The organism is Streptomyces sp. NPDC057617, from assembly GCF_042800555.1.
Taxonomy (GTDB): domain Bacteria; phylum Actinomycetota; class Actinomycetes; order Streptomycetales; family Streptomycetaceae; genus Streptomyces.
In genome coordinates this window covers 366774-387448 of record NZ_JBHVGV010000002.1, presented here as the reverse complement: position 1 = coordinate 387448, position 20675 = coordinate 366774, and the positions used below count along the sequence as shown (strand labels likewise).

Sequence of the window (20675 nt, the reverse complement as noted above, 5' to 3'; positions counted from 1 at the left end):
AGAAAACCACACCCCAAACCACCCCCCCCCCCCCCTCGCGTCTTCTCCCCCCCCCCCCACCCCCCCTCCCCCTTTCCCCCCCCCCCACACCCCCCCCCCCGGGCCGGCTGTCAGTGCTGTCAGTGCCGTGCTGTCAGTGCTGTTCCCACTCCCGCGAACGGCACGAGATCATGCCCATGACGTGGAAGTTGTCGTTGACGACCACCCTGTCGTCGTTGGTCTTCAGGACCCAGCCGACGTCCTTGTTCCTGACCGTCAGATGCGCGTTGGCATTCACCGCTCCCTTGAACAGGGAATCCTTCTCGACGATCAGCCCGAAAGTCGCGTGTTTGGTGGTCAGCTTCCCCTTGGCCGTCAGGTCACCGGCGACCACTTCCCCTGCGACCGTCAGGTCATTGAGGTCCGCTTTGGCGGCCGCTACGGTTCCCCACTCCCTTTGGTCGCCATGGAACACGTTCAGGCCGGTTTCCGGGAATTCGATCCACCCGTCGGTGTCGTTCCGCCCCCACACCCACTTCGTCCGCACGCTGTTCACATCGGCCTTCTCGGCCGCGACGGTCCCCCACTCGCGTTTCCCGTCCTGGAATACGTTCACCCCGGACTTCGGGAACTCGATCCATCCGTCGCCCGTGTCGCGCCCCTGAACCCACTTGGTGTTCACACCGTTCAGATCGGCCCTGTCCGCGGCGACGGTCCCCCAGCCGCCGGCCTGGTCACGGATCTCCGCCCCTGCCGCGGAGAACGTGACGCGGCCCTTGTCCGCCGTCCCCTCGACCCATGGGGTGTGTATCCCGGTGGTGGCGGTCAGCGTCTCGAACTCGGGATTGCGGATGTGGACCGTGGTGGTGAGAAAGTATCCCTGCTGCTGCCCGGGGGCGGTCCTGGCCACAAGGGTGTAGGTGGTGCCTCGTTTCGGTGCGGAACTCGGTGCCCAGCGGTACGTTCCCTGATTTCCCCGCGGGACGAGCACCTCCGTACCCTGCGGATCACGGATCCAATAGGTGAGATTGTCGGGCCCGTCCCACAGCAGGGCGACGTTCTCACCCGCGTCCGTATACACCATGGATTTCTCCGGGCGGAAGTTGCGCGGGATCTTCGGAGCTTTCTTCAGCAGCCCTTGTGTGGTGGTGTGGTCCCGAATGGCCACATTGCCGTCGCCGCCGCCGGCCGTCTCGTGCAGTTTGAGGCGGACCAACCCCTCCACACCTGAAACCGGTATGTCTTCCAGTGTCAGGACCAGGGACCCGCCGGCGGGCAGGGTGAGGGTGGGCGGGGCCCCCGCGGGTGCGGACACCCGGAAGACACTGTTCGTACCGTCCCAGGTGACGGTCGGCCGCGGCTCCACTCCCACTAATGGGTAGTCCGTTGCGACCGTTGCCTTGATCGCCGCGGGGTTGGGGGTCAGGCCGCCGGCGTTGTCGCCCACGGGCACCCCCACCTCGATGGAATCCCAGCGCACCCGCGCCGCGTGAGAGTTGGAGACGATCACATACACCGTTGCCACAGACGGTGCGGAAGGCTCTGATATCTGCAACGGGGCCGAATCCGTGATGACGGTATAGCTCAGCAACGACGACACAGTGTGGACTCCCTACCTCGGCGTATCACGCAATGCGGGCGGACGACGTGCGGTGAGGGTGCGATGTCGGCGGGCGTTCCGGGCGGTGCCGACAGACCCGCCGACAGCACTGTCCCGCCGGGCCGCCCAGAAACCGCAATTCGGAGTAACTGACTCGAAACGAAGCCCTGGTGGCCGGAACCAAAGCAACACAAATCATCTCGTTTCCCGCCCGGCTCCCTGGTCATCAACGCCCAGTGGACCGGCTCGTACACGATCAGGCCGACTCCGAGCCGAGCACCATGGCCATGAAGGACGTCAGGTTGCCGCGGGTGCGGGCGATCTTCTCGGCCAGGGTCAGGGTCTCGTCGAAGCCCCTGCCGGCCGCTGTCTTCCGCTTGCCCCGGACATAGAGCGAGCAGGCCAGGTCGTTGCAGAGGTACTGCCCGACGGTGTTGCCCTGGCGGCCGGCCTCGCCGGTGCGGCGCGCGGTCATCAGGACCACACCGCCGCCGGTGTGGGTCGTCAGGCACACGGAGCACATGCTGCGCGCGGTGAACCCGCGCGCGGCCCCGCTCGCCGCCCGCAGCGCCAGGCCCAGGAGCCGGCCCTCGTACTCGGCGACCAGGTAGGCGCGCTCGGGGGCCCCGGGATCCCGCCAGCCGAGGAAGTCGAGATCGTCCCACGGGCGCTCCTCAAGATCCCTGGGCAGGCCCGCACGCTTGGCCTCGCCCTTGGAGCAGTTGACGAACGACGCCCGGATATCGGCCTCAGTAAGGTGTCTCATGCCTCCCGAGGCTAGCCAGCCTAATATATTTAGGCAAACGACTTATTCAATTAGGCAGGATATGGCGCGCATGGGCATCACCCCGGAACTCCTCACCCGGACCGCGGCGGAGCTGGCCGACGAGACCGGCTTCGACAACCTGACGGTGTCGGCGGTCGCGCGCAGGCTCGGTGTCAAGGACCCGAGCCTGTACGCGCACATCCGCAACGCGCGGGAGCTGAAGGTACGGGTGGCCCTGCTGGCCCTGGAGGAACTCGCCGACGCGGCGGCCACCGCGCTGGCCGGCCGCTCGGGCAAGGACGCGCTGGTGGCGTTCGCCAACGCCTACCGCGACTACGCGAAGAAACACCCCGGGCGCTACGCGGCGGGCCAGTTCGAACTGGACGCCGAGGCAGCCGTCCACAGCGCCGCCCCCCGACACTCGCAGATGACCCGCGCGATCCTGCGCGCCTACGACCTGCCGGAACCCGACGAGACCGACGCGGTCCGCTTCCTGCACAGCACCTTCCACGGCTACGTAAGCCTGGAAACGGCGGGCGGCTTCAGCCACACCCCGCGCGAAGCGGAAGCGTCCTGGGCGTGGACCCTGGAAACCCTGGACCACGCCCTGAGAACCCGCCCCCGCCAGACATGAGGCAACGTTCGCCCTGTCGATGACCTTGCACAGACGTTGGTGAGCCCTCCGTGGTAGGTTCTGCGGCGCTGTGCTCTGCTGCGAACTGAGGGGGTGAGACCGATCAACGCTGTGACAGGTCGGGGCTCCCTCTTTCGCATGGCCTAGCTGGGGAGTGCCCGCAGAAGGCATCCCGAAAGGCTTGAAACGCTATGCGCTTCAGCTCTGAGACGTCGGCCGACGGCGTCTGCGAACAGCTCTTTGTCCTCGGTGAGATTCCCGGCGTGCTGTGGACGCCGACAGGTGCTGCCGGTACTCGGCCCCTCATCCTGATGGGACATGGCGGCGGCCAGCACAAGAAGGCACCCGGCATCGTGGCCCGTGCGCGCCGCTTCGTGGCCGAGTGCGGTTTCGCGGTGGTGGCGGTGGACGTGCCTGGCCATGGCGACCGGCCGGTGGATCAGGAGTACAACCGGATCGCGACCGAGAACCAGGCTCGCGTGGCTGCCGGGGAGGAGCTGGCTCCGCTGGTCGCCGGTTTTCAGGCGCTCGTGGCTCGCCGGACCGTCCCGGAATGGCAGGCGGTTCTGGACGGGGTCCAGGATCTCGACTACGTCGGTGCTGGTCCGGTGGGCTATTGGGGGGTGTCGTTGGGGTGCGGACTCGGTGTTCCGTTCGTTGCCGACGAACCCCGCGTCCGCGCGGCGGTGTTGGGGTTGGGTGGGGCGTTGGCATCAGCGGAGGCCGCCGCCCGGATCACAGTCCCGGTGGAGTTCTTGCTGCAGTGGGACGATGAGCGGGTGCCGCGGGCCCACGGCTTGACGCTGTTCGACGCTTTGGCCTCAGCCGAGAAGACTCTGCACGCCAACCCTGGCAAGCACGGGGAGATCCCGGCATTCGAACTGGACAGCACGCTACGGTTCTTCACCCGGCACCTCGGCTGACGGCTGCGCCCGCAGTCCGCGAACGGGGGGGCCAGCCGGCCCGATGACCGTCCGCCGGGGTACCGGTCCCGGCGGGCGGTCACTTCACCGGTCCGGGCTTACTTGACGTCGACGTAGTCGGCCGAGCCGGGCGTGGCCACGGTGAGGCTCGTGCCCGCGAAGTCGTAGCGGTACGTGCCGTCCGCGGTCGCCTTCACGGTGGCCGAGACCCAGCCGTTGCGGTCGGTGTTGAGCTTCTTCAGCGTGATGAAGGGGCCGCTCGTGCCCTTGCGGTACTGGAGCGCCACCTGGTGCCCGATGAGGGGCACGTTCTTGCGGTTCTCCCAGCTGGCGACGGTCATCTGGGCCTTGACCGTGACGTTCTTGCCCTTCTGCACCTGCTGCGGTGTGGCAATGGTCTGGGAGATGTAGGTCGTGCGCTTGATGCGCGCGAAGTAGGCGCCGTCCCCACGGGTGACGTTGCCGTCGCCGTCGACGGCCACGGGGGTGATGACCCAGAGGCCGGCGAGGGCGTTGCTGCGGAGGTTGACGCTGGGGTCGGCGGTCACGAGGGCCTCGCAGAAGGAGGTGGTGTCGTTGAGCCGCACGCAGTGGCTGGACCCGACCATGAGTCCGCGGACCTTCGCCCCGTCGTCGTGCCGCAGCTCGTACGACACGCTCCGGATGCCGGACGGGTCGGTGACCGTCGCGCTGACGCTGAAGGTCCTCTTCAGTGTGGCCTCGACGCCGACGGTGTAGTCGCGGTCGTGGTTGACATCGATGTTCCAGAACCGCGTGCCCGAGTCGTCCTGGGCGGCCCCGGCGGCCGGTGCGGCAAGAGCGGCTACGGCCAGGACGGCACTGAAAGCGGCGACAGTGGCGTGTCTGCGCATGCTGTTATTTCCCCACACTCGATGAAACCGAATGATCACTTCACCCGCATCAGACAAAGGGGACGCCCGGAAGGTTGTGCACTCCCGCGGACCCGGCCTGTCGGATCACACCCGCTTCAGGTACGCCGCGTGTTCCGCGTCCAGGTCCACGACCGTGAACTCCTGCAACTCCATGATCAGTTGACCCGCGAGCACCCACCCGATCCGCCGGCTCTCGAAGGCCACCCCGCCCGCTTCGTACATCACCGGAAACACCCCGCCCGGCTGGTACACGACCCCATGCACCCCCGCCACCACAAACGTTCGCACCCGCAACGCCACATAACGCTTCCGCAAGTGCGGACACACCCCCACCGACGTCACCGCACACGGCACACACAGCGGCGGATGCGTGGTGACGAAGCCCGGCTTGTGCAACTCCGGGTAGTCCGCGTCTTCGCCGACCACCCAGAGTGTGCCGTCGTCGGTACGGTCCGACGGCCCGCCACAGATCTGGCACAGCAGCTTCCGCATCGCCCGCCGCTGCCGCAGAAAATGCACATTCCCGAACTCCGGCCGCCCCTTCCCCGGGCTGATCCCCACCCGCTTCCACAGCACGCCCAGCTCGTCACGCTCGTACGGCCCCTCATCCACGTACGCGATACCGCCACCCCGGACGACCAACGTGCCCTGAGGCCGGTGCTCCGAAGACCAGCAGGCGATGTACGGAACGACCGGAGGCCGGCCCACCGGCGCAGTCACGAGCAGTCCCGCTCACTGGGCCGTACGACCGGCACGGCCAGGGACGCCCACACCACCTTCCCCGGCCCAACCCGCTCAGCCACACCCCACTCATCCGCCAACGCCTCCACCAGCAGCAACCCCCGCCCATCAGCCGCCTCCGAATCCGGCACACGCGGCTGCGGCCGCCCCGGACAACCGTCGTGCACCTCGATCCGTAACCCACCCGAACTACGGAAGTACCGCGTCTCGATGACCTGCTCCGGCGTCACCCTCGCATGCAAACCGGCGTTGCTCAGCAGCTCGGACACGATCAGAACAGCCGAATCCTCCAGCTCCGACAGCCCCCAGCCGGCCAGCGCCTTACGCAACTCCAGCCGCGCCAACGCCACACACTGCGGGTGACTGCTCCACCGCAGCACAACGCTGCAGCCTGTTGAGTCCGGCCTGCCGTTTCCGTACATGTCACGCGCCCTCCATAACCAACGTGGTGTCTCTCCAGACACGCCACCGAAGTGCCCTGACGATCTTTTCGTCGGCGAACGGCGTTGGCGTAGTGGCATCCTTAGGGGCAAGTAGGAATCGGCGAGCACCACTTGCGGGACCTAGGGGCAGGGTTAGGGGCAAGATGGGCCCATGGCCATCGGGGCATTGATCAGGGACCTGCGCGAGGCACGAGGATGGTCTCAAGGGCGACTGGCGGATGAGATCAACGATGCTTTCGGGACTGGACTCAACCGGGAGTACGTCAGCCGCTGGGAGCGTTGCAAGGTGGTGCCGGGTGCTTTTTACCTCCGGTGCCTCTCGGCCGTCCTAGACGTGCCCCTAGCCGTTCTTGAGGGTGAAGTGAAACGCAGAACGTTCCTGTCCGACGTAGCGGCAACGGCCATAGCCCCGCTGGTCGCATCCGACTTGCTCAGTGCGGGGTTCTCCGCACGCCTTCGTGGCGGTCCGTCAGCAGACGACTGGGAAGGCAAGCTGGCTACCTACGGCACCGAATACATGAGCCTCGGTGCCGCCGACATTCAGCGTCGGGTCTCCGGGGAACTGGTGCTGGTCCAGCAACAGTTGGAGAACCCCCAGCTGTGGTCCGTAGCCGCTCGGCTAATGACGCTGTACGCGAAGACATTCCCGGGCTCGGACGGATCCAAAGCGGTGAACTGGTACAGGCTCGCCGCCGAGGCCGCTGACCAGTCCGGCGACGACCGGACCCGGGTATGGGTCCGGGGCCGTGCGGCTATCGCACTCGGTTACGAAGGGGCGTCGCTCGGAGTCGCGGACATGCTCGCCGACCAGGCCATGGCAATCAGCGACAAGCCGTCTCTGGGGCTGTTGAACGCCATTATGGGAAAGGCTCACTCGGCGGCGATCCGCGGCGACTTCGCCACCGCACGCGCGCTCATGAACAACGGTCGCAGGACATTCGACGCGGCCGGATCGTACGAACAGACATCGGACTACGCCGTTCCCTGGTGGCGCATGAACGTCTTCGTCTCGCTGCTTGCTGCCCGGCTCGGCGACGAAACGACGGCCGCGGAGGCTCAGGAAGCGGCAAGGCGGGAGTTGCCCAATTCCTTGCCCCGGTTCGCGACGCATCTCGAAATGCACAAGGGCCTTATGATCGCCCGGTCCGGGGACAAGCGCGGCGGGGCAGACTATGCGCGCAAGGCCCTGAACGCATTGCCGCCGGAAAAGCACTCCCTCACCCTGCGTCTTCTTATGTCAGAGGTCGAGCAGCCCCAGAACCGGAAAGCCCCGTAGTGGCGCGAAACACCTGTCAACGCTCCAGGGCCGACGCCGGTGCCCGCCTCCACCCCAGCCAGTGATGGTTGCCCCCAACAAGATCCGGGGGCAGCCCAGCCTCTCGACGAAGCCACTGACCGAACTCGCCAAGACACCCGACTCGGGTGTGCTGCCCCTTCCACACCTGCCCCGTGTCCGCCGCTTCGCCGTGGTGGGACTGCGGGGCTTTTCCGCTTGGCGGGTTGCCCTCTTGTGCTGATTCTCCGCAGGCATGACGCTCGTGCAATAGGACGCAACCAAGTAGGCAGGAGGTAGAGCCCATGGCTTTACTCTTGTTCGGCAAGGACCCGAACACCAACGGCGACGACTGCCCCACCGTATGGGTGGACAGTACGTCGGCGGACCTTGTGCTCCAGGGCTGGAAGGCCGACGAGGCAACCGAAGCGGAATGCCTCGCGGTCGGGTACATTCCGGGCGATGAGGCGGTGGTCCGTATTCCGGCACGCATGGTGCCATTGATCAGGAAGGCGTGTGATGAAGCCGAGCAGCGTGCCGAGCTTCGCTGAGCTGATCAGCGACTGCGACCGGTCCGCCGTTCACCTTGAGATGCGCGATGTGTACGGCGTGGCATCCGAGGCCGACGACTTCGCGGAGTGGCAGGCGCGGGGGGAGATCACCCCCGAGTCCGTCGCCCGACGCCGGCCCTGGTTGGACCTGGTACGCGAGACGGTAGGCCGTGGCGTGGTGATGCGCCGCGCTCGGATCGTCTCCATGCCGGTCAGCGAGTACATCCGGTACGAGCACGCCGGTACATATCTCAATGTCGGGGCAGGCGAGTTGGTCCGTTGGCTGTCCCGGCGGGACGCCGCCACACTCACACTGCCCGGCGCTGATCTCTGGCTGTTCGATGACCGGCTGATCCGCTTCGGTCACTTCTCCGGGGACGGCGCCTCAGCGGGGCATGAACTGTGTGACGACCCGGCAGTCGTCAAGCTGTGCTCCGACGCCTTCGATTCCGTCTGGGAGCGTGCCACGCCGCACGAGAGGTTCACGGTCTGACCCGCGTCAGCGGATAGCCAGCTCATGCCCAGCTACCAGTCATCGAGCGTCGAAACCGCCCGCAAGAACGTGGCGGCAAGGCTCCGCGAAGTGCGCCTGGACGCCGAACTGAAGGGGCATGAGCTGGCCGCGCGTTGCGGATGGCACAAGTCCAAGGTCTCCCGTATCGAGAACGCCCGCACCCCTCCGTCCGACGCCGATATCCGCGAATGGTGCGCCGGATGCGGCGCCGACGACCAGGCGGCCGACATCGTCGCGGCATCGCGTACGGCCGAGTCCATGTATCTGGAGTGGAAGCGGCTGCAGCGCACGGGGCTGCGGCGTCTGCAGGAGTCCCGTATCCCGCTATACCAGCGAACCAAGCTGCTCCGGGGCTACGCCTCGCACGTCGTGCCGGGGCTCTTTCAGACGCCCGCGTACGCCTCCGCGCTTTTGTCGGTCATCAGCCGGTTTCACGGCACCCCCGACGACACCCCGGGGGCGGTAGCCGCCCGTATAGCCCGTTCCCGTGTGCTGCATGAGGCGGGCCACCGCTTCACGCTCATCGTTGAGGAGTCGGTGTTGCGCTACCAGATCGGAGACGCGGGGACGATGGCCGGGCAGTTGGGGCATCTGCTGTCGGTCATGTCACTGCCCGCCGTGTCCCTGGGAGTGATCCCGTTCGCGGCGCGGGAACGGGACATGTGGACGCTTGAGGCGTTCAACATCTTTGATGATCAGCGCGTGCATGTGGAACTGCTGACGGCTCAGGTGACGCTTACGGCACCGGGCGAAGTGGCCATGTATGTAAGGGCATTCGCGGAACTCCGAGAGCTTGCCGTATACGGGGATGAAGCGCGGGTGTTGGTGACCCGAGCACTCGAATCGCTTCGCTGAAAATCGCGTGCAACAACGTAGAACTGACTGTGTGTTGCGGGCTCACGGTTTCTAGCTTGGTCCTTATCCGGACGACGCTCCGGCGGCCCCAGAAAGGAGGACCCGAGTGAGCATTGCCAGCCCTGAGCACGTCGACAGGTACGAGACGCGCACTCCGGACGCCGCAGGGTGGAGGGGTGTTCCATTCCGTCACCCGGCTGACATGGAGGCGGACGGTGGCAAGCACGACGGAGGCCCCATGCCCCCCGAAGCTCCGCGTGACCCTGAGCCCGAGGGTGGGGACAGCGACAAGTAGCCGGTGGACCTGACCCGATGAGTGGCCCTGTCCGTGGGCTGGCCTTTCGCGCACGGACAGGAGGCGCCGTACTCAAGATGTCGTGAACAGCGGTGCGCCGCCGCCGGAGTCACCAGCCGCGGTCAGGTGTCTTCCGGCTCCGGCTCCAGCTCAAAAGTGAAGTAGATGCTCAGCACGTACGGCTCGTCCTCGTCGTAATCGAAGCCCCACGACACATCCACCAGGAAGACCTCGTGCTCCGCCACCCACTCGGATGCCTTTCTGAAGGCGTCCGCCGCGGTCGTGGCCGGGAACAGTTTTCTTGCCATCGGGTGCACCTGCGACTCCGCGTCCGAGTCGTCGAAGCCCTCCGGCACCTCCAGGCACAGGCCGGGATCGAACTCCATGGGCCGCACCCCTTCCATTCAGTCTCCGGCAGGCGGTCTCCCGGTAAGACCGCCGCGTACCCGGAAGGGTTGCTCCGGGCCGGGGGCCTCCGGGCCCCCGGCCTTCTACCTCATCCCAGCCGCTCCACCAGCGCCTCGTACTCCTCCCACAGCCCCTTCGGCGCGTGCTCGCCGAACGTCCGCAGGTGCGCCGGGATCAGCGACGCCTCCTCGCGCCACACCCCCTTGTCCACCGAGAGCAGCAACTCCAGCTCCTCGTCGGACAGTTTCAGGCCCGCCGTGTCCAGGGACTCCATCGTCGGCAGTACACCGATCGGTGTACGGACGCCGTCCGCCGTGCCCTCCAGGCGCTCCACGATCCACTTCAGCACCCGGCTGTTCTCGCCGAAGCCCGGCCATACGAAGTGGCCCGACTCGTCCTTGCGGAACCAGTTGACGTAGTAGATCTTCGGCAGCTTGGACTCGTCGCCCCTGGCCGCCGCCCGCGCGCCGATCTCCAGCCAGTGGCCCATGTAGTCGCCCATGTTGTAGCCGCAGAACGGCAGCATGGCGAACGGGTCGCGGCGCAGTTCGCCGACCTTGCCTTCGGCGGCCGCCGTCTTCTCGGAGGCGACGTTGGCTCCGAGGAACACTCCGTGCTGCCAGTCGAACGACTCGGTGACCAGCGGTACGGCGGTGGCGCGGCGGCCGCCGAAGAGAATCGCCGAGATCGGGACGCCCTTGGGGTCCTCCCACTCGGGCGCGATGATCGGGCACTGCCCGGCCGGAACGGTGAAGCGGGCGTTGGGGTGTGCGGCGGGCGTGCCGGACTCCGGGGTCCAGTCGTTGCCCTTCCAGTCGGTGAGATGGGCGGGCGGGGCCTCCGTCATGCCCTCCCACCAGACGTCGCCGTCGTCCGTCAACGCCACATTGGTGAAGACGGAGTTGCCCCACATCGTCTTCATCGCGTTGGCGTTGGTGTGCTCGCCGGTGCCGGGCGCGACCCCGAAGAAGCCCGCCTCGGGGTTGATCGCGTACAGCCGGCCGTCCTCGCCGAACCGCATCCACGCGATGTCGTCGCCGATGGTCTCCACCGTCCAGCCGGAGATGGTGGGTTCGAGCATCGCGAGGTTCGTCTTGCCGCACGCGGACGGGAAGGCCGCCGCCACATACTTCGACTCCCCGCGCGGCGGCGTCAGTTTGAGGATCAGCATGTGCTCGGCGAGCCAGCCCTCGTCACGCGCCATGACGGACGCGATACGCAGCGCGTAACACTTCTTGCCCAGCAGCGCGTTGCCGCCGTACCCGGAACCGTACGACCAGATCTCACGCGTCTCGGGGAAGTGCGAGATGTACTTGGTGCTGTTGCACGGCCACGGTACGTCGGCCTCGCCCTCGGCCAGCGGCGCGCCCAGCGTGTGGACGGCCTTGACGAAGAAGCCGTCCGGGCCGAGTTCGTCGAGGACCGCCTGTCCCATACGGGTCATCGTGCGCATGGAAGCCGCGACATACGCGGAGTCGGTGATCTCGACACCGATCGCGGAGAGCGGTGAGCCCAGCGGGCCCATGCAGAACGGCACCACGTACATCGTCCTGCCGCGCATCGCGCCACGGAAGATGCCCTTGTCGCCCGCGCCCCCGTCGCCCGTGAAGATGTCCCGCATCTCGGCGGGCGCCTTCCAGTGGTTGGTCGGGCCCGCGTCCTCCTCCTTCTCGGAGCAGATGAACGTACGGTCCTCGACGCGCGCCACATCGGACGGGTCGGAGGCCGCGTAGTACGAGTTCGGCCGTTTGACCGGGTCGAGCTTGATGAAGGTCCCCTTGGCGACGAGCTCCCCGCACAGGCGCTCGTACTCGCTCTCGGACCCGTCGCACCAGACCACCCTGTCCGGCTGTGTGATTGCTGCGATCTCGTCGACCCAGGAGATCAACTCCCCGTGCTGTGTGGGGGGAGCACTGGGGAGGGTGCTGGGGACGGCGCTGGGAGCCGCGATATCGCGCGCCACGATTGCTCCTTGATGAGGGTTTTTGAGTTTGTGCCCCTTGGGGGCCGCGGCCCGGACGCTTCGTAGCGTTCGCGGCCCTACTGGCCGCTCATCCGGTACCGACCGCACTCATTTGATCATCCGATTCTAGCGCCCATCCGTCCAGGGGGCTGCACACGTGAGCATGGCCACTCTTCACGTGAGCATCGCGGCCCCGGCGAGACGGCATCGCCGCCTCGCCAAGATGGCCATAGGATGAATTTGTACCGAAACGTAACCTACGCTCCCGTAGGTAGCATGTGCCTATGACTCCTGCAGCGCCCGAGCCCCTCGCCAACCCCCGGTCACAGGAAGCACATGAAGCACGGGAAGGGGGTCCCGAACTGCTCGGCGCGGCCAAGACGGCCGGCGCGGTCAGCGCCGCCGGCGGCGCCGGCGCGGTCAGCGCCGCCGGCGGCGCCGGCGCGGTCAAGCCAAGGCTGCGCGGCTGGCTGCACGCGGGCATGTTCCCGGCCGTACTGGTCGCGGGAATGGTCCTGGTCATCTTCACCGGCTCGACCCGCGCCCGGGTCGCCTGCGGGATCTACGTCCTGACCGCCTGCCTGCTCTTCGGCGTGAGCGCGATATACCACCGGGGCACCTGGGGCCCGCGCGGCGAAGCCGTCCTCCGCCGGCTCGACCACGCCAATATCTTCCTGATCATCGCGGGTACCTACACCCCGCTGACCATGCTGCTCCTGCCCGATTCCAGCGGCCGGACCCTGCTCTGGGCGGTGTGGGCGGCCGCCGCGGCCGGGATCGCGTTCCGGGTGCTGTGGGTCGGTGCGCCGCGCTGGCTCTACACGCCGTGCTACATCGCGATGGGCTGGGCCGCGGTCTTCTACCTGCCCGACTTCCTGCGTACGGGCGGGATCGCCGTACTGGTACTGGTGATCGTCGGCGGGCTGCTCTACAGCGCGGGCGGGGTGATCTACGGGCTGAAGCGGCCCAACCCGTCACCGCGCTGGTTCGGCTTCCACGAGGTGTTCCACTCCTTCACGCTGGCCGCGTTCGTCGTGCACTTCGTCGGCATCTCCCTGGTGGCCTACCAGCACTCCTGAGCCACCCGCACACCCCGAGCCGCCCCCGCGGTTGCCCCACCACAACTCCAGACTTGACGCTCACCACCTTTTGGGAGTTACTGTCACTTGACACTAACTCCCGAAGGAGGGCTGCCATGGGCCGCCGATGGTGGGCGCTCGGCGCCCTCGTCGCGAGCATGCTCGTGCTCGGTTTCGATCTGACGATCCTCAATGTGGCGCTGCCGACGATGGCCGCGGAACTCGGCGCCACCACCAACCAGCAGCAGTGGATTGCCGACGCCTATGTCGTCGTCTTCGCCGCCCTGATGCTCCCCGCCGGACTGCTCGGCGACCGCTTCGGCCGCCGCCGGATGCTCATCGCCGGCCTCGCCGTCTTCCTGGCCGGTTCGCTGATGGGCGCGCTGGTCGGCAGCGTGGAGTGGGTCATCGCCGCCCGCGCCGTGATGGGGATCGGCGGAGCGCTGGTGATGCCGCTCGCGCTCTCCGTACTCCCCTCGCTCTTCCCGGACGCCAAGGACCGCACCAAGGCCGTCGGCATCATCTCCGCCGCCTCCGCGCTGGGCATCCCGCTCGGCCCGATCATCGGCGGCTGGCTGCTGGAACACTTCTGGTGGGGCTCGATCTTCGTGATCAACATCCCGATGGCCGCCCTCGGGATCGCCGCCTGCGTCCTGCTGCTGCCCGAGACCAGCGACCCGGCGGCACCCCGGGTCGACGCCCTCTCCACCGTCCTCACCGCCGGCGGGCTCGGCGGGCTGGTGTACGGGATCATCGAGGCGCCCGGCCGCGGCTGGGGCAGCCCGCTGGTCGTCGGCGCGCTGGCCGCGGGGGCCGTACTGCTGGCCGGGCTCGTCCTGCGCGAGCGCCGCATGACCCGGCCCATGCTCGATCTTGTCCTGCTGCGCCACCGCGGCTTCCTGCTCAACACCCTGGCCGCGACCCTCGTGATGTTCGTGATGTCCGGGCTGCTGTTCCTGCTGCCCGTACACCTCCAGGCCGTCCTCGGCAACAGCGCCCTCGGCACCGGGGTGCGGATGCTGCCGATGATGGGCGGGCTCATGCTCGCCGCCAGGGGCAGCGGACCGCTGATCCAGCGGGTCGGACCACGCGGCGTGATCGGCGGGGGCCTGGTCGTGCTCGCCTTCGCGGCGGTGCTCGGCAGCCGTACGACCGTCGACAGCGGGTACGGATTCACCGCGCTGTGGCTGTCCATCGCGGGCGTGGGCTTCGGCTTCGCCGTCGTACCGGCCATGGACGGAGCCGTGGCCACCCTGCCCGCCGACCGGGCCGGCAGCGGTTCCGGGCTGCTGATGACCGTACGGCAGATGGGCAGCGCGGTCGGGATCGCCCTGCTGGGCTCGCTGCTCGCCGCCGCCTACACGTCCCGTCTTGACACCTCGGGCCTGCCCGCCGCGGCAGCGGACACCGCCGGGGACTCGGTGGTCGCCGCGCACGCCGTCGCCGAGACGCTGGGCGCGCCCGGGCTCGCGGCCTCGGCGGACGCCGCGTACATCCATGGCATGAATCTCGCCCTGCTGGTCTGCGGGGCCGCCGCGCTGGTCTCGGCACTGCTGGTCGCCGCGCTGCTGCCGGATCCGGGGCGGGCGGAGCGGCAGGCGGAGCGGCGCGCCGGTGACGGCGGGGACAAGGCCGGGGATCCCGGCGGTGACACGGGCGTGGCCCCGGCGCCCGCCGATGCCCGACAATAGGAACCATGGCCGCCACTTCCCGTACCCCCCTCACGGAGTGCAAGCCCCCGATGGGCCTGCGCGAGCGCAAGAAACTCAAGACCCGGATCGCGATCCGGCGCGCGACCTACGCGCTGATCGCCGAGCAGGGGTACGAGGCGACCACCATCGAGCAGATCGCGGAGGCGGCCGAGGTGTCCCCCTCGACCGTCTTCCGCTACTTCCCGACCAAGGAAGACATCGTCCTCACCGACGAGTACGACCCGGTCATGGCGTCCGTGCTGCGCGCCAGGCCGGCCGACGAACCGCCGCTGGAGTCCATCCGGTTCCTGATGGACGAGACGATGCGGGCCGTCATGGCCACGGAGCACGACGAGTTGATCCAGCGCACCAAGCTGATGGTCGAAGTCCCGGCCGTACGGGCCAGGATGACCGAGACCATGTCGTCGATGGCGAAGCTGTTCGCGGAGGTGCTGGCGGAGCGTACCGGCCGGGAGCCGGACGACATCGAGGTACGGATCTTTGTCGCGGCGGTGCTGGGCTCGCTGCGCGAGATCACCTTGTACTGGGGCGAGCGTGGGAACCAGGACGATCTGCTCGCCCTGATCCACCGGGCGCTGGACAGCCTGGCGGGCGGGCTGCGGCTCTAGGCCGTGGCCGAGAGCGGGTACGGGAACGGTCAGCGGGTTGCGCGGTCGACGACCGCACCGTGTCCTCAATCGCCGGACGGGCTGAATTTCAGGCGCGCCGTGATCGTCTTCGGGCGCTGGTACTCGTGCAGTGCCAGCGTGCTCAGATCCGTACCGTGCCCCGACGAACCCCGGCCGCCGTGCGGCAGCTCCGCCGTCTGTACGAGATGGCAGTTCACCCACGCCTCGCCCGCGTTCAGCCGCCCCGCCAGATCCAGCCCCGCCGCCAGGTCGCGGGTCCAGACGCTCGCGGCGAGGGCCTGCGGCACGCCGTTCGCCAGGGCGAGCGCGTCCTCGACCGTGTCCGCCGACTGGACCGTCAGGAGCGGGCCGAAGACCTCTTCGGCCACCGCCGGATCGTCGTCCGGCAGATCGGCGAGGACGCAGGCCGGGCGCCAGTAGCCGCCCTCCTCGCCGTCCCCCGGGGCGAGTTGGCCGGTCGTGCGTGTCTTCGCGGCGGACGCGCCGACGATACGGTCGTAACGCGCCGCCTGGTCCGCGTTGTTGAGCGGCCCGAAGTCCTGGCCCGCGCGCCGCTCGCGCATCGCGTCGCCGAGCAGGGCCACGGCCGACTCGTAGTTCTCGGTGAGCGTGATCACCCGCGCGGGGACGGCGCAGCTCTGGCCCGCGTTGTACGTGGCCGCCGCGGCCAGTTCCGTCCAGGTGTCGGCGGGGGCGTCGGGCAGGACGACGACCGGGCTGTTGCCGCCCAGTTCCAGGCTGACCCGCCGCGTACCGGCCCGCGCCGCCACATCGGCGCCGGCGAGCGCGCTGCCGGTGAACGCGACCATGTCGACCCCGGACGCCACCAGCAGCCGCCCGGTCTCCCGGTCGCCGGCCAGGACCTCCAGCACCGACTCCCCCAGCGCCTCGCGCGCGTGCTCCGCAAGCAGGGTCAGCGAGTCGGGTGTGGTCTCTGCGGGCTTGGCGACGACCGTGTTCCCGGCGGCCAGGGCGGGCGCGCAGCGCCAAGTCGCCATCATCAGCGGGTAGTTCCAGGGGACGACCACCCCGACGACCCCGATCGGCTCCCAGCGGACCCAGCTCTCATGGCCCGCGACAAAGCTCCCGGCGGCCGGGGCGGACTGGGTGCGCGCCGCCCAGGCGTAGAAGCGGAAGAGGTCGGCCGCCTGCTCCACCTCGCCGGCCGTCTCGGACGCGGGCTTTCCCGTACCGGCGCGCTCCAGCGCCCCGTACTCCTCGGCGTGCTCCTCGATCAGCGCGGCGAGCCGCTCCAGCCGCCGCGACCGCTCCCTCGGTGTCAGCGCCCGCCAGCCGTCGAAGGCCCGGCGGCCTTCGGCGACCGCGAGGGCGACCTGCTCCTCCCGGGCGGCCGTGAGATCCCCGCGCACGCGTCCGGTACGGGGGTCGGTGAGGGCGAGCGTGTGCAAGGGAGCCTCCATCAGGCGGTCGGGCGATATCAGGCGGTCCGGCGATGTCGTGGGCGCGCGATCAGCGGATGTCGTAGGCGCGCAGCCACAGTTCCAGGGTGAGTACGAGCCACAGCTTGCCGCCCTGCCTCGGCAGCAGCGCGCCCTCGCCGCGCATCCAGGCACGTACGGTGTCCTGCCGGAAGAGACCGCGGGCGCGGGCCTCCCTGCCCAGCAGCAGATCGCCCGCCAGTTCGCGCAGCGGCCCGCCGAGCCACTGCTGGACCGGTACGCGCATCCCGCTCTTGGGCCGGTCGACGACCGTGCCGGGCAGCAGATCCCGTACCGCCTCCTTCAGCACCCACTTCTCCACCGCGCCGTTCAGCTTCCAGCGGGGCGGGGTGGCGAAGGCGTGGTCGACGACCCGGCGGTCGAAGAGCGGGGCGCGGCCCTGGAGGCCCTGGGAGGCGGTGAGCCGTTCGACCTTGGTGAGGATGTGGTGGGCGCCCTTGGTGCGCAGATTGCAGTGCAGGAGCTGGTTGAGCAGATGGTCCATCCGGCCTTCGCGGGCAGGGGGCGTCAGATAGGGGGCGACGAAGCGCTCGGGCTCGGGCGCGGTGGCGAGGGCGTCGAGCGCGTCGGCGGTGAGCAGGTCGGGCAGATCGGTGTAGCACTTGCGGTACGAGCGGAGGTACGTGGTCGTGCGCGCGGCCCTGCCCGGGTCGCCGGTCGCCCCGGCGACATCGCCGCGGTGCATCTCATGGACCAGCATGGGCAGGTTCTTGGGCCCGCCGAACACCGGGTCGCCGCCCTCCCCGTTGAGGACGACGTTCAGCCCGTCGCCCGCCACCGCCTCGGCCAGCATCAGGTTCGGTACGGTCAGCGGATCGCCGACGGGGCTGTCGAGCAGCGCGGCGGCCTCCGCGAGGCGCGCGGCCACGGCGGTCCCGGAGACCGTGAGCACCCGGTGACGGGTGTGGCAGTGGGCGGCGACCAGGCCCGAGTAGCCCAGTTCATTGGGGAGTTCGTCGCCGAAGCTGATGGAGTAGGTGTGCACGGGGTGGGCGTGCAGCTTGGCGGCGAGGGCGGTGACCAGCGAACTGTCGACGCCGCCCGAGAGCAGGACCCCCACGGCCTCCGCCTCCGGGAGCCGTCGCGCGGTCGCCTCCTCCAGCAGTTCGCGCAGCCGCAGGGCATACCGCTCCGGCGGTGCGCCGTCGTCCTCGATCAGCTCCTGGGGCTCCCAGTAGTGCTCCTCGCTGACGGTCCCGTCCCCCGCGAGCCGCAGACACCGTCCGGGCAGCACCTCGCGCACGCCGCGCAGCAGGGTCTCCTCGCCGGGGAGGTAGGCGAAGGTCAGGAAGGAGCGTACGGCGGCGAGTTCGAGGCCGGTGTCCAGCGCGGGCCAGCGGCGCAGGGCCCGCAGCGAGGTGGACGCGGCCCAGCAGTCCGCGGCGCGGGCGTAGAACAGGGTGCGGGCGCCGACGTGGTCGCGGATCAGGACCAGACCGGCGTCCTCGTGCACGGCGAGCGCGAACATGCCTTCCGCCGCGCGGATCCCGTCCGTACCGAGCCGTGCCCAGCAGCGCAGCAGCAGTTCGCCGTCCGGGCAGTCGGGCGGGGCGGGCGCGCCGGCCGCGGCGAGGGCGGCGAGCAGCTCGGGCCGGTTGTGGAGGGTGACCTCGCCGACCGCCGTACGGCCGTACGCGGTGAACGGGCCCGTGGCATGGCCCGGTTCGTCCTCGACCAGCGCCAGCGCGGGGCCTTCGGGGCGTACGGAGGCGCCGGTCGCCGCGAGTTGCTCCCTGGCGTGCTGGGGATCCGCCGCCAGGAAGGCGCTGAACCGCGCCATGGTCACGCTCCTTGTGCTGTCATGCCTGCTGTCGCGCTTGCTCGCCGGCCAGCTGCACGGTTGGTGGTCCGCCGCGGCTGTACGGTCCGTCCGCTGTACGGGCCGTCCGACCCGGCTCGTCCGAATCCGTCCGGTCCGCGGCTCATCCGAAGTGTCCCGGCCCAATGCTCATCGGAGGTCTTCCGGTCCGCGGCTCATCCGAAGTCGTCGTCGCTCCAGCCGCCGTCGCCGTCCGAGTTCCAGTCGGCGTCGGAGCCGAAGTCGCCGCTGTCACCGCCGGTGTCGCCGTCGTCGCCCCACTCGCCGCCGACCGGACCGCCGTCGCCGCCCGAGCTGCTCTGGGCCTGCTGCCGCAGCTCTTCCTCCTCCTCGGGGCTGAGGGCCGCGGGCGGGAACTGGGTGGCGGTGACCGCGAGCGTCGCCAGGCCGAGTCCGCCGAGCAGCACGCCCATGCGCCCGCCGAACGAGGTCCGGTTGACCATGACCGTCTCGCCCTGGCCCCAGACCGTACGGCCGTAGCCGATGTCCCGGCCGTAGGTGACGGTGCCGTCCGCGTACGTCCGTTTGATGATCCGCTGCCCGAGCAGTTCGTCGGTGCCGGAGGCCCCCCGGTTGTCGTGCCAGCGCACCACGGTGGAGCTTTCGCGCCGCCGCCACTCCTCGCGCCCGTCCTCGTACCGCCGGTGCACGGTGCGGTCGGCGAGCAGCTCGTCTCTGTACGGTGTTTCGCGGGGCCGGTTCATCGCCTCGTGTCCTCGTATCGCGTGGTCTCGCCCGGTCGGTTCGTCGGCCATGACATGAACCCGGCCGTGCGCAGCTCGCGCAGTCCGGTCCAGATCGAGTGGTCGGGCATCCTCGGCCCGCGCACCTGGCGCAGGACCGTACGCAGCAGACGCGCCGGGGGTACGGCCTCCACCTCCGCGAAGCGCCCCTCGGCGAGCCAGTCGCGTTCACGGGGTCTCAGGGCTGCTTGCGCCGCCGGCAGTTCCGGCCCGTCCGGGTCCGGCGCCGGGCCGCGCCAGGAGGTCAGATGCAGGGCGGCGGCGTGCCGGGGTACGAGGCCCATGGAGGCGACGCGTACGGCGTGGGCGCCCGGGGTGGCCGGGGCGGCCTGGGTTGCCGGGGCGGCGGCCTGGGCGCTCGTGATGCTTTCGCGCACGCGCGTGACGAGGGCGAGGCCCGCGGTGCTCGCGTCGTGCAGGACATGCACGGTGGCGCCGTCGACCCGGCCGAGCCCGGCGACAAGGCGGGGGTCGAGCGGCAGGTCGTCGGCGGTGAGGACCGGGCAGGCGGCCTCCAGATGGACATCGTTCGCGAGGAGCATCCGGGCGACGGAGCGGCTCTGGCAGACGAGCAGCCGGGGCAGGCCGTAGTCGTAGAGGTCGGGCTCGGCGGGCTGTTGCGGCTGCCGCTGCGGCTCCGCCTGTACGGTACGGACCTCGGGCTCGGCCTCGGCCTCCGGTGCGTCCGGTACGGGTACGGGTACGGGCCCCAGCAGGCCGGGTACCTCCCCGTACCGCCGCAGCGCCTCCTCGAACCGCTCGTACCGTACGGGCGCCGCCGGAGTCACCGGCACCCGCCGCGGCACGGCCCCCAGCGGCCGCAGCACCCGGCACATCTCGTAGTAGAGCTGCCGCTCGGTGAACCGGATCCGCCCGGGCGCCCCGACGCGGGAGACGGCGGTGGCCAGGGCACGGTCGAGAAGCCGCGCGCGTATGCCATCGCCGGCGGACCGCCCGGGACCGAGCGCGTCGCCGGATATCGCGGCGGGCACCACGGCCGGTGTCCCAGCAGGTACCGCAGCCGGTGTCCCGGCGGGCGCTGCGGCCGGTGTCCCGGCAGGCACCACGGCCAGTGTCCCGGCAGGCACCGCAGCCAGTGTCCCAGCAGGTGCTGCGGCCGGTGCCCCAGCAGGCACCGCAGCCGGTGCTCCAGCAGGCACCACGGCCGGTGCCCCAGCAGGCACCGCAGCCGGTGTCCCGGCGGGCGCTGCGGCCAGCATCCCGGCAGGCGCCGCCGTGCCGGGCACGCCGGGCGCCGCTGTGCCCGGCGCAGCTCCGGACGCCGTTCCCGGCGTCCCGCCGGGCGCCTGGGCCGCCGTACCGCCGCGTACCTCGCCGGAGGCCTCGCCCGGCGACCCGCCGGACGCCGTGCCGGGCGCGTCGCCCGTTGCGTCA

20 protein-coding genes are annotated in these 20675 nt (G+C 69.6%); 9 read left to right on the top strand and 11 right to left on the bottom strand.

Going from position 1 to position 20675, the window contains the following annotated elements:
• Positions 1–133: 133 nt before the first annotated feature.
• Together ACFU9P_RS07170 and ACFU9P_RS07165 are read right to left on the bottom strand one after the other, a co-directional pair.
• Positions 134–1504, bottom strand: coding sequence for a hypothetical protein (locus tag ACFU9P_RS07170; protein WP_384078140.1), 1371 nt, complete (start codon positions 1502–1504; stop codon positions 134–136).
• A gap of 331 nt (positions 1505–1835) precedes the next feature.
• Complete coding sequence (locus ACFU9P_RS07165) at positions 1836–2345, bottom strand: FBP domain-containing protein (protein WP_384078139.1); 510 nt, start codon at positions 2343–2345, stop codon at positions 1836–1838.
• Between the two features lie 61 nt (positions 2346–2406).
• Between ACFU9P_RS07165 and ACFU9P_RS07160 the strand changes: the two genes are divergently transcribed.
• Both ACFU9P_RS07160 and ACFU9P_RS07155 read left to right on the top strand, forming a co-directional pair.
• Positions 2407–2979, top strand: coding sequence for a TetR/AcrR family transcriptional regulator (locus ACFU9P_RS07160; RefSeq protein ID WP_376378399.1), 573 nt, complete (start codon positions 2407–2409; stop codon positions 2977–2979).
• A 191-nt stretch (positions 2980–3170) separates the two neighbouring features.
• Entirely contained in the window at positions 3171–3902 is a 732-nt protein-coding gene (locus ACFU9P_RS07155) for a dienelactone hydrolase family protein (protein WP_384078138.1), read from the top strand.
• Between the two features lie 98 nt (positions 3903–4000).
• Here ACFU9P_RS07155 and ACFU9P_RS07150 read toward each other — a convergent pair whose 3' ends face one another.
• The 3 genes from ACFU9P_RS07150 to ACFU9P_RS07140 all read right to left on the bottom strand — a co-directional run bounded on the left by ACFU9P_RS07150 (position 4001) and on the right by ACFU9P_RS07140 (position 5958).
• Complete coding sequence (locus ACFU9P_RS07150; protein WP_384078137.1) at positions 4001–4774, bottom strand: hypothetical protein; 774 nt, start codon at positions 4772–4774, stop codon at positions 4001–4003.
• A gap of 105 nt (positions 4775–4879) precedes the next feature.
• Entirely contained in the window at positions 4880–5515 is a 636-nt protein-coding gene (locus tag ACFU9P_RS07145) for a hypothetical protein (protein ID WP_384078136.1), read from the bottom strand.
• Complete coding sequence (locus ACFU9P_RS07140) at positions 5512–5958, bottom strand: ATP-binding protein (RefSeq protein ID WP_376378410.1); 447 nt, start codon at positions 5956–5958, stop codon at positions 5512–5514. Before ACFU9P_RS07140 ends, ACFU9P_RS07145 begins: the two co-directional genes overlap by 4 nt.
• A 172-nt stretch (positions 5959–6130) precedes the next feature.
• On the opposite strand from ACFU9P_RS07140, the gene ACFU9P_RS07135 reads away from it, so the two are divergent.
• The 4 genes from ACFU9P_RS07135 to ACFU9P_RS07120 all read left to right on the top strand — a co-directional run bounded on the left by ACFU9P_RS07135 (position 6131) and on the right by ACFU9P_RS07120 (position 9172).
• Positions 6131–7255, top strand: a complete 1125-nt coding sequence (locus ACFU9P_RS07135) for a helix-turn-helix domain-containing protein (protein WP_376378413.1) — start codon at positions 6131–6133, stop codon at positions 7253–7255.
• Positions 7256–7557: 302 nt separating this feature from the next.
• On the top strand, positions 7558–7803 hold the full coding sequence (locus tag ACFU9P_RS07130; RefSeq protein ID WP_384078135.1) for a hypothetical protein: 246 nt from the start codon (positions 7558–7560) through the stop codon (positions 7801–7803).
• Positions 7772–8296, top strand: coding sequence for a DUF6879 family protein (locus ACFU9P_RS07125; RefSeq protein ID WP_376378419.1), 525 nt, complete (start codon positions 7772–7774; stop codon positions 8294–8296). Before ACFU9P_RS07130 ends, ACFU9P_RS07125 begins: the two co-directional genes overlap by 32 nt.
• A gap of 24 nt (positions 8297–8320) precedes the next feature.
• The gene (locus ACFU9P_RS07120; protein WP_376378422.1) at positions 8321–9172 is read left to right on the top strand and encodes a helix-turn-helix domain-containing protein; all 852 of its coding nucleotides are present in this window, start codon (positions 8321–8323) and stop codon (positions 9170–9172) included.
• Positions 9173–9589: 417 nt separating this feature from the next.
• Here the strand turns inward: ACFU9P_RS07120 and ACFU9P_RS07115 are convergent, their stop codons facing one another.
• Both ACFU9P_RS07115 and ACFU9P_RS07110 read right to left on the bottom strand, forming a co-directional pair.
• Entirely contained in the window at positions 9590–9853 is a 264-nt protein-coding gene (locus ACFU9P_RS07115) for a hypothetical protein (RefSeq protein WP_376378425.1), read from the bottom strand.
• A gap of 110 nt (positions 9854–9963) precedes the next feature.
• A complete protein-coding gene (locus ACFU9P_RS07110; protein WP_376378428.1) occupies positions 9964–11838 on the bottom strand; it encodes a phosphoenolpyruvate carboxykinase (GTP) in 1875 nt (624 codons plus the stop codon).
• 284 nt (positions 11839–12122) lie between these two features.
• Between ACFU9P_RS07110 and ACFU9P_RS07105 the strand changes: the two genes are divergently transcribed.
• From ACFU9P_RS07105 to ACFU9P_RS07095, 3 genes are all read left to right on the top strand, one after another.
• Positions 12123–12917 carry a hemolysin III family protein gene (locus ACFU9P_RS07105; RefSeq protein WP_384078134.1) on the top strand — a complete coding sequence of 265 codons (795 nt, stop codon included), beginning with the start codon at positions 12123–12125 and terminating at the stop codon, positions 12915–12917.
• A 116-nt stretch (positions 12918–13033) separates the two neighbouring features.
• Complete coding sequence (locus tag ACFU9P_RS07100) at positions 13034–14608, top strand: MFS transporter (protein WP_384078133.1); 1575 nt, start codon at positions 13034–13036, stop codon at positions 14606–14608.
• Between the two features lie 5 nt (positions 14609–14613).
• A complete protein-coding gene (locus tag ACFU9P_RS07095; RefSeq protein WP_376378436.1) occupies positions 14614–15237 on the top strand; it encodes a TetR/AcrR family transcriptional regulator in 624 nt (207 codons plus the stop codon).
• 65 nt (positions 15238–15302) lie between these two features.
• Here ACFU9P_RS07095 and ACFU9P_RS07090 read toward each other — a convergent pair whose 3' ends face one another.
• From ACFU9P_RS07090 to ACFU9P_RS07075, 4 genes are all read right to left on the bottom strand, one after another.
• The gene (locus tag ACFU9P_RS07090; protein WP_384078132.1) at positions 15303–16667 is read right to left on the bottom strand and encodes an aldehyde dehydrogenase family protein; all 1365 of its coding nucleotides are present in this window, start codon (positions 16665–16667) and stop codon (positions 15303–15305) included.
• Between the two features lie 61 nt (positions 16668–16728).
• Positions 16729–18498 carry an asparagine synthetase B family protein gene (locus tag ACFU9P_RS07085; RefSeq protein ID WP_384078131.1) on the bottom strand — a complete coding sequence of 590 codons (1770 nt, stop codon included), beginning with the start codon at positions 18496–18498 and terminating at the stop codon, positions 16729–16731.
• Positions 18499–18692: 194 nt separating this feature from the next.
• A complete protein-coding gene (locus ACFU9P_RS07080) occupies positions 18693–19241 on the bottom strand; it encodes a hypothetical protein (protein ID WP_384078130.1) in 549 nt (182 codons plus the stop codon).
• Positions 19238–20368: a hypothetical protein gene (locus ACFU9P_RS07075; protein WP_384078129.1), complete on the bottom strand. Its 1131-nt coding sequence runs from the start codon at positions 20366–20368 to the stop codon at positions 19238–19240. The genes ACFU9P_RS07080 and ACFU9P_RS07075 overlap by 4 nt, the downstream gene beginning before the upstream one ends.
• Positions 20369–20675: the final 307 nt, after the last annotated feature.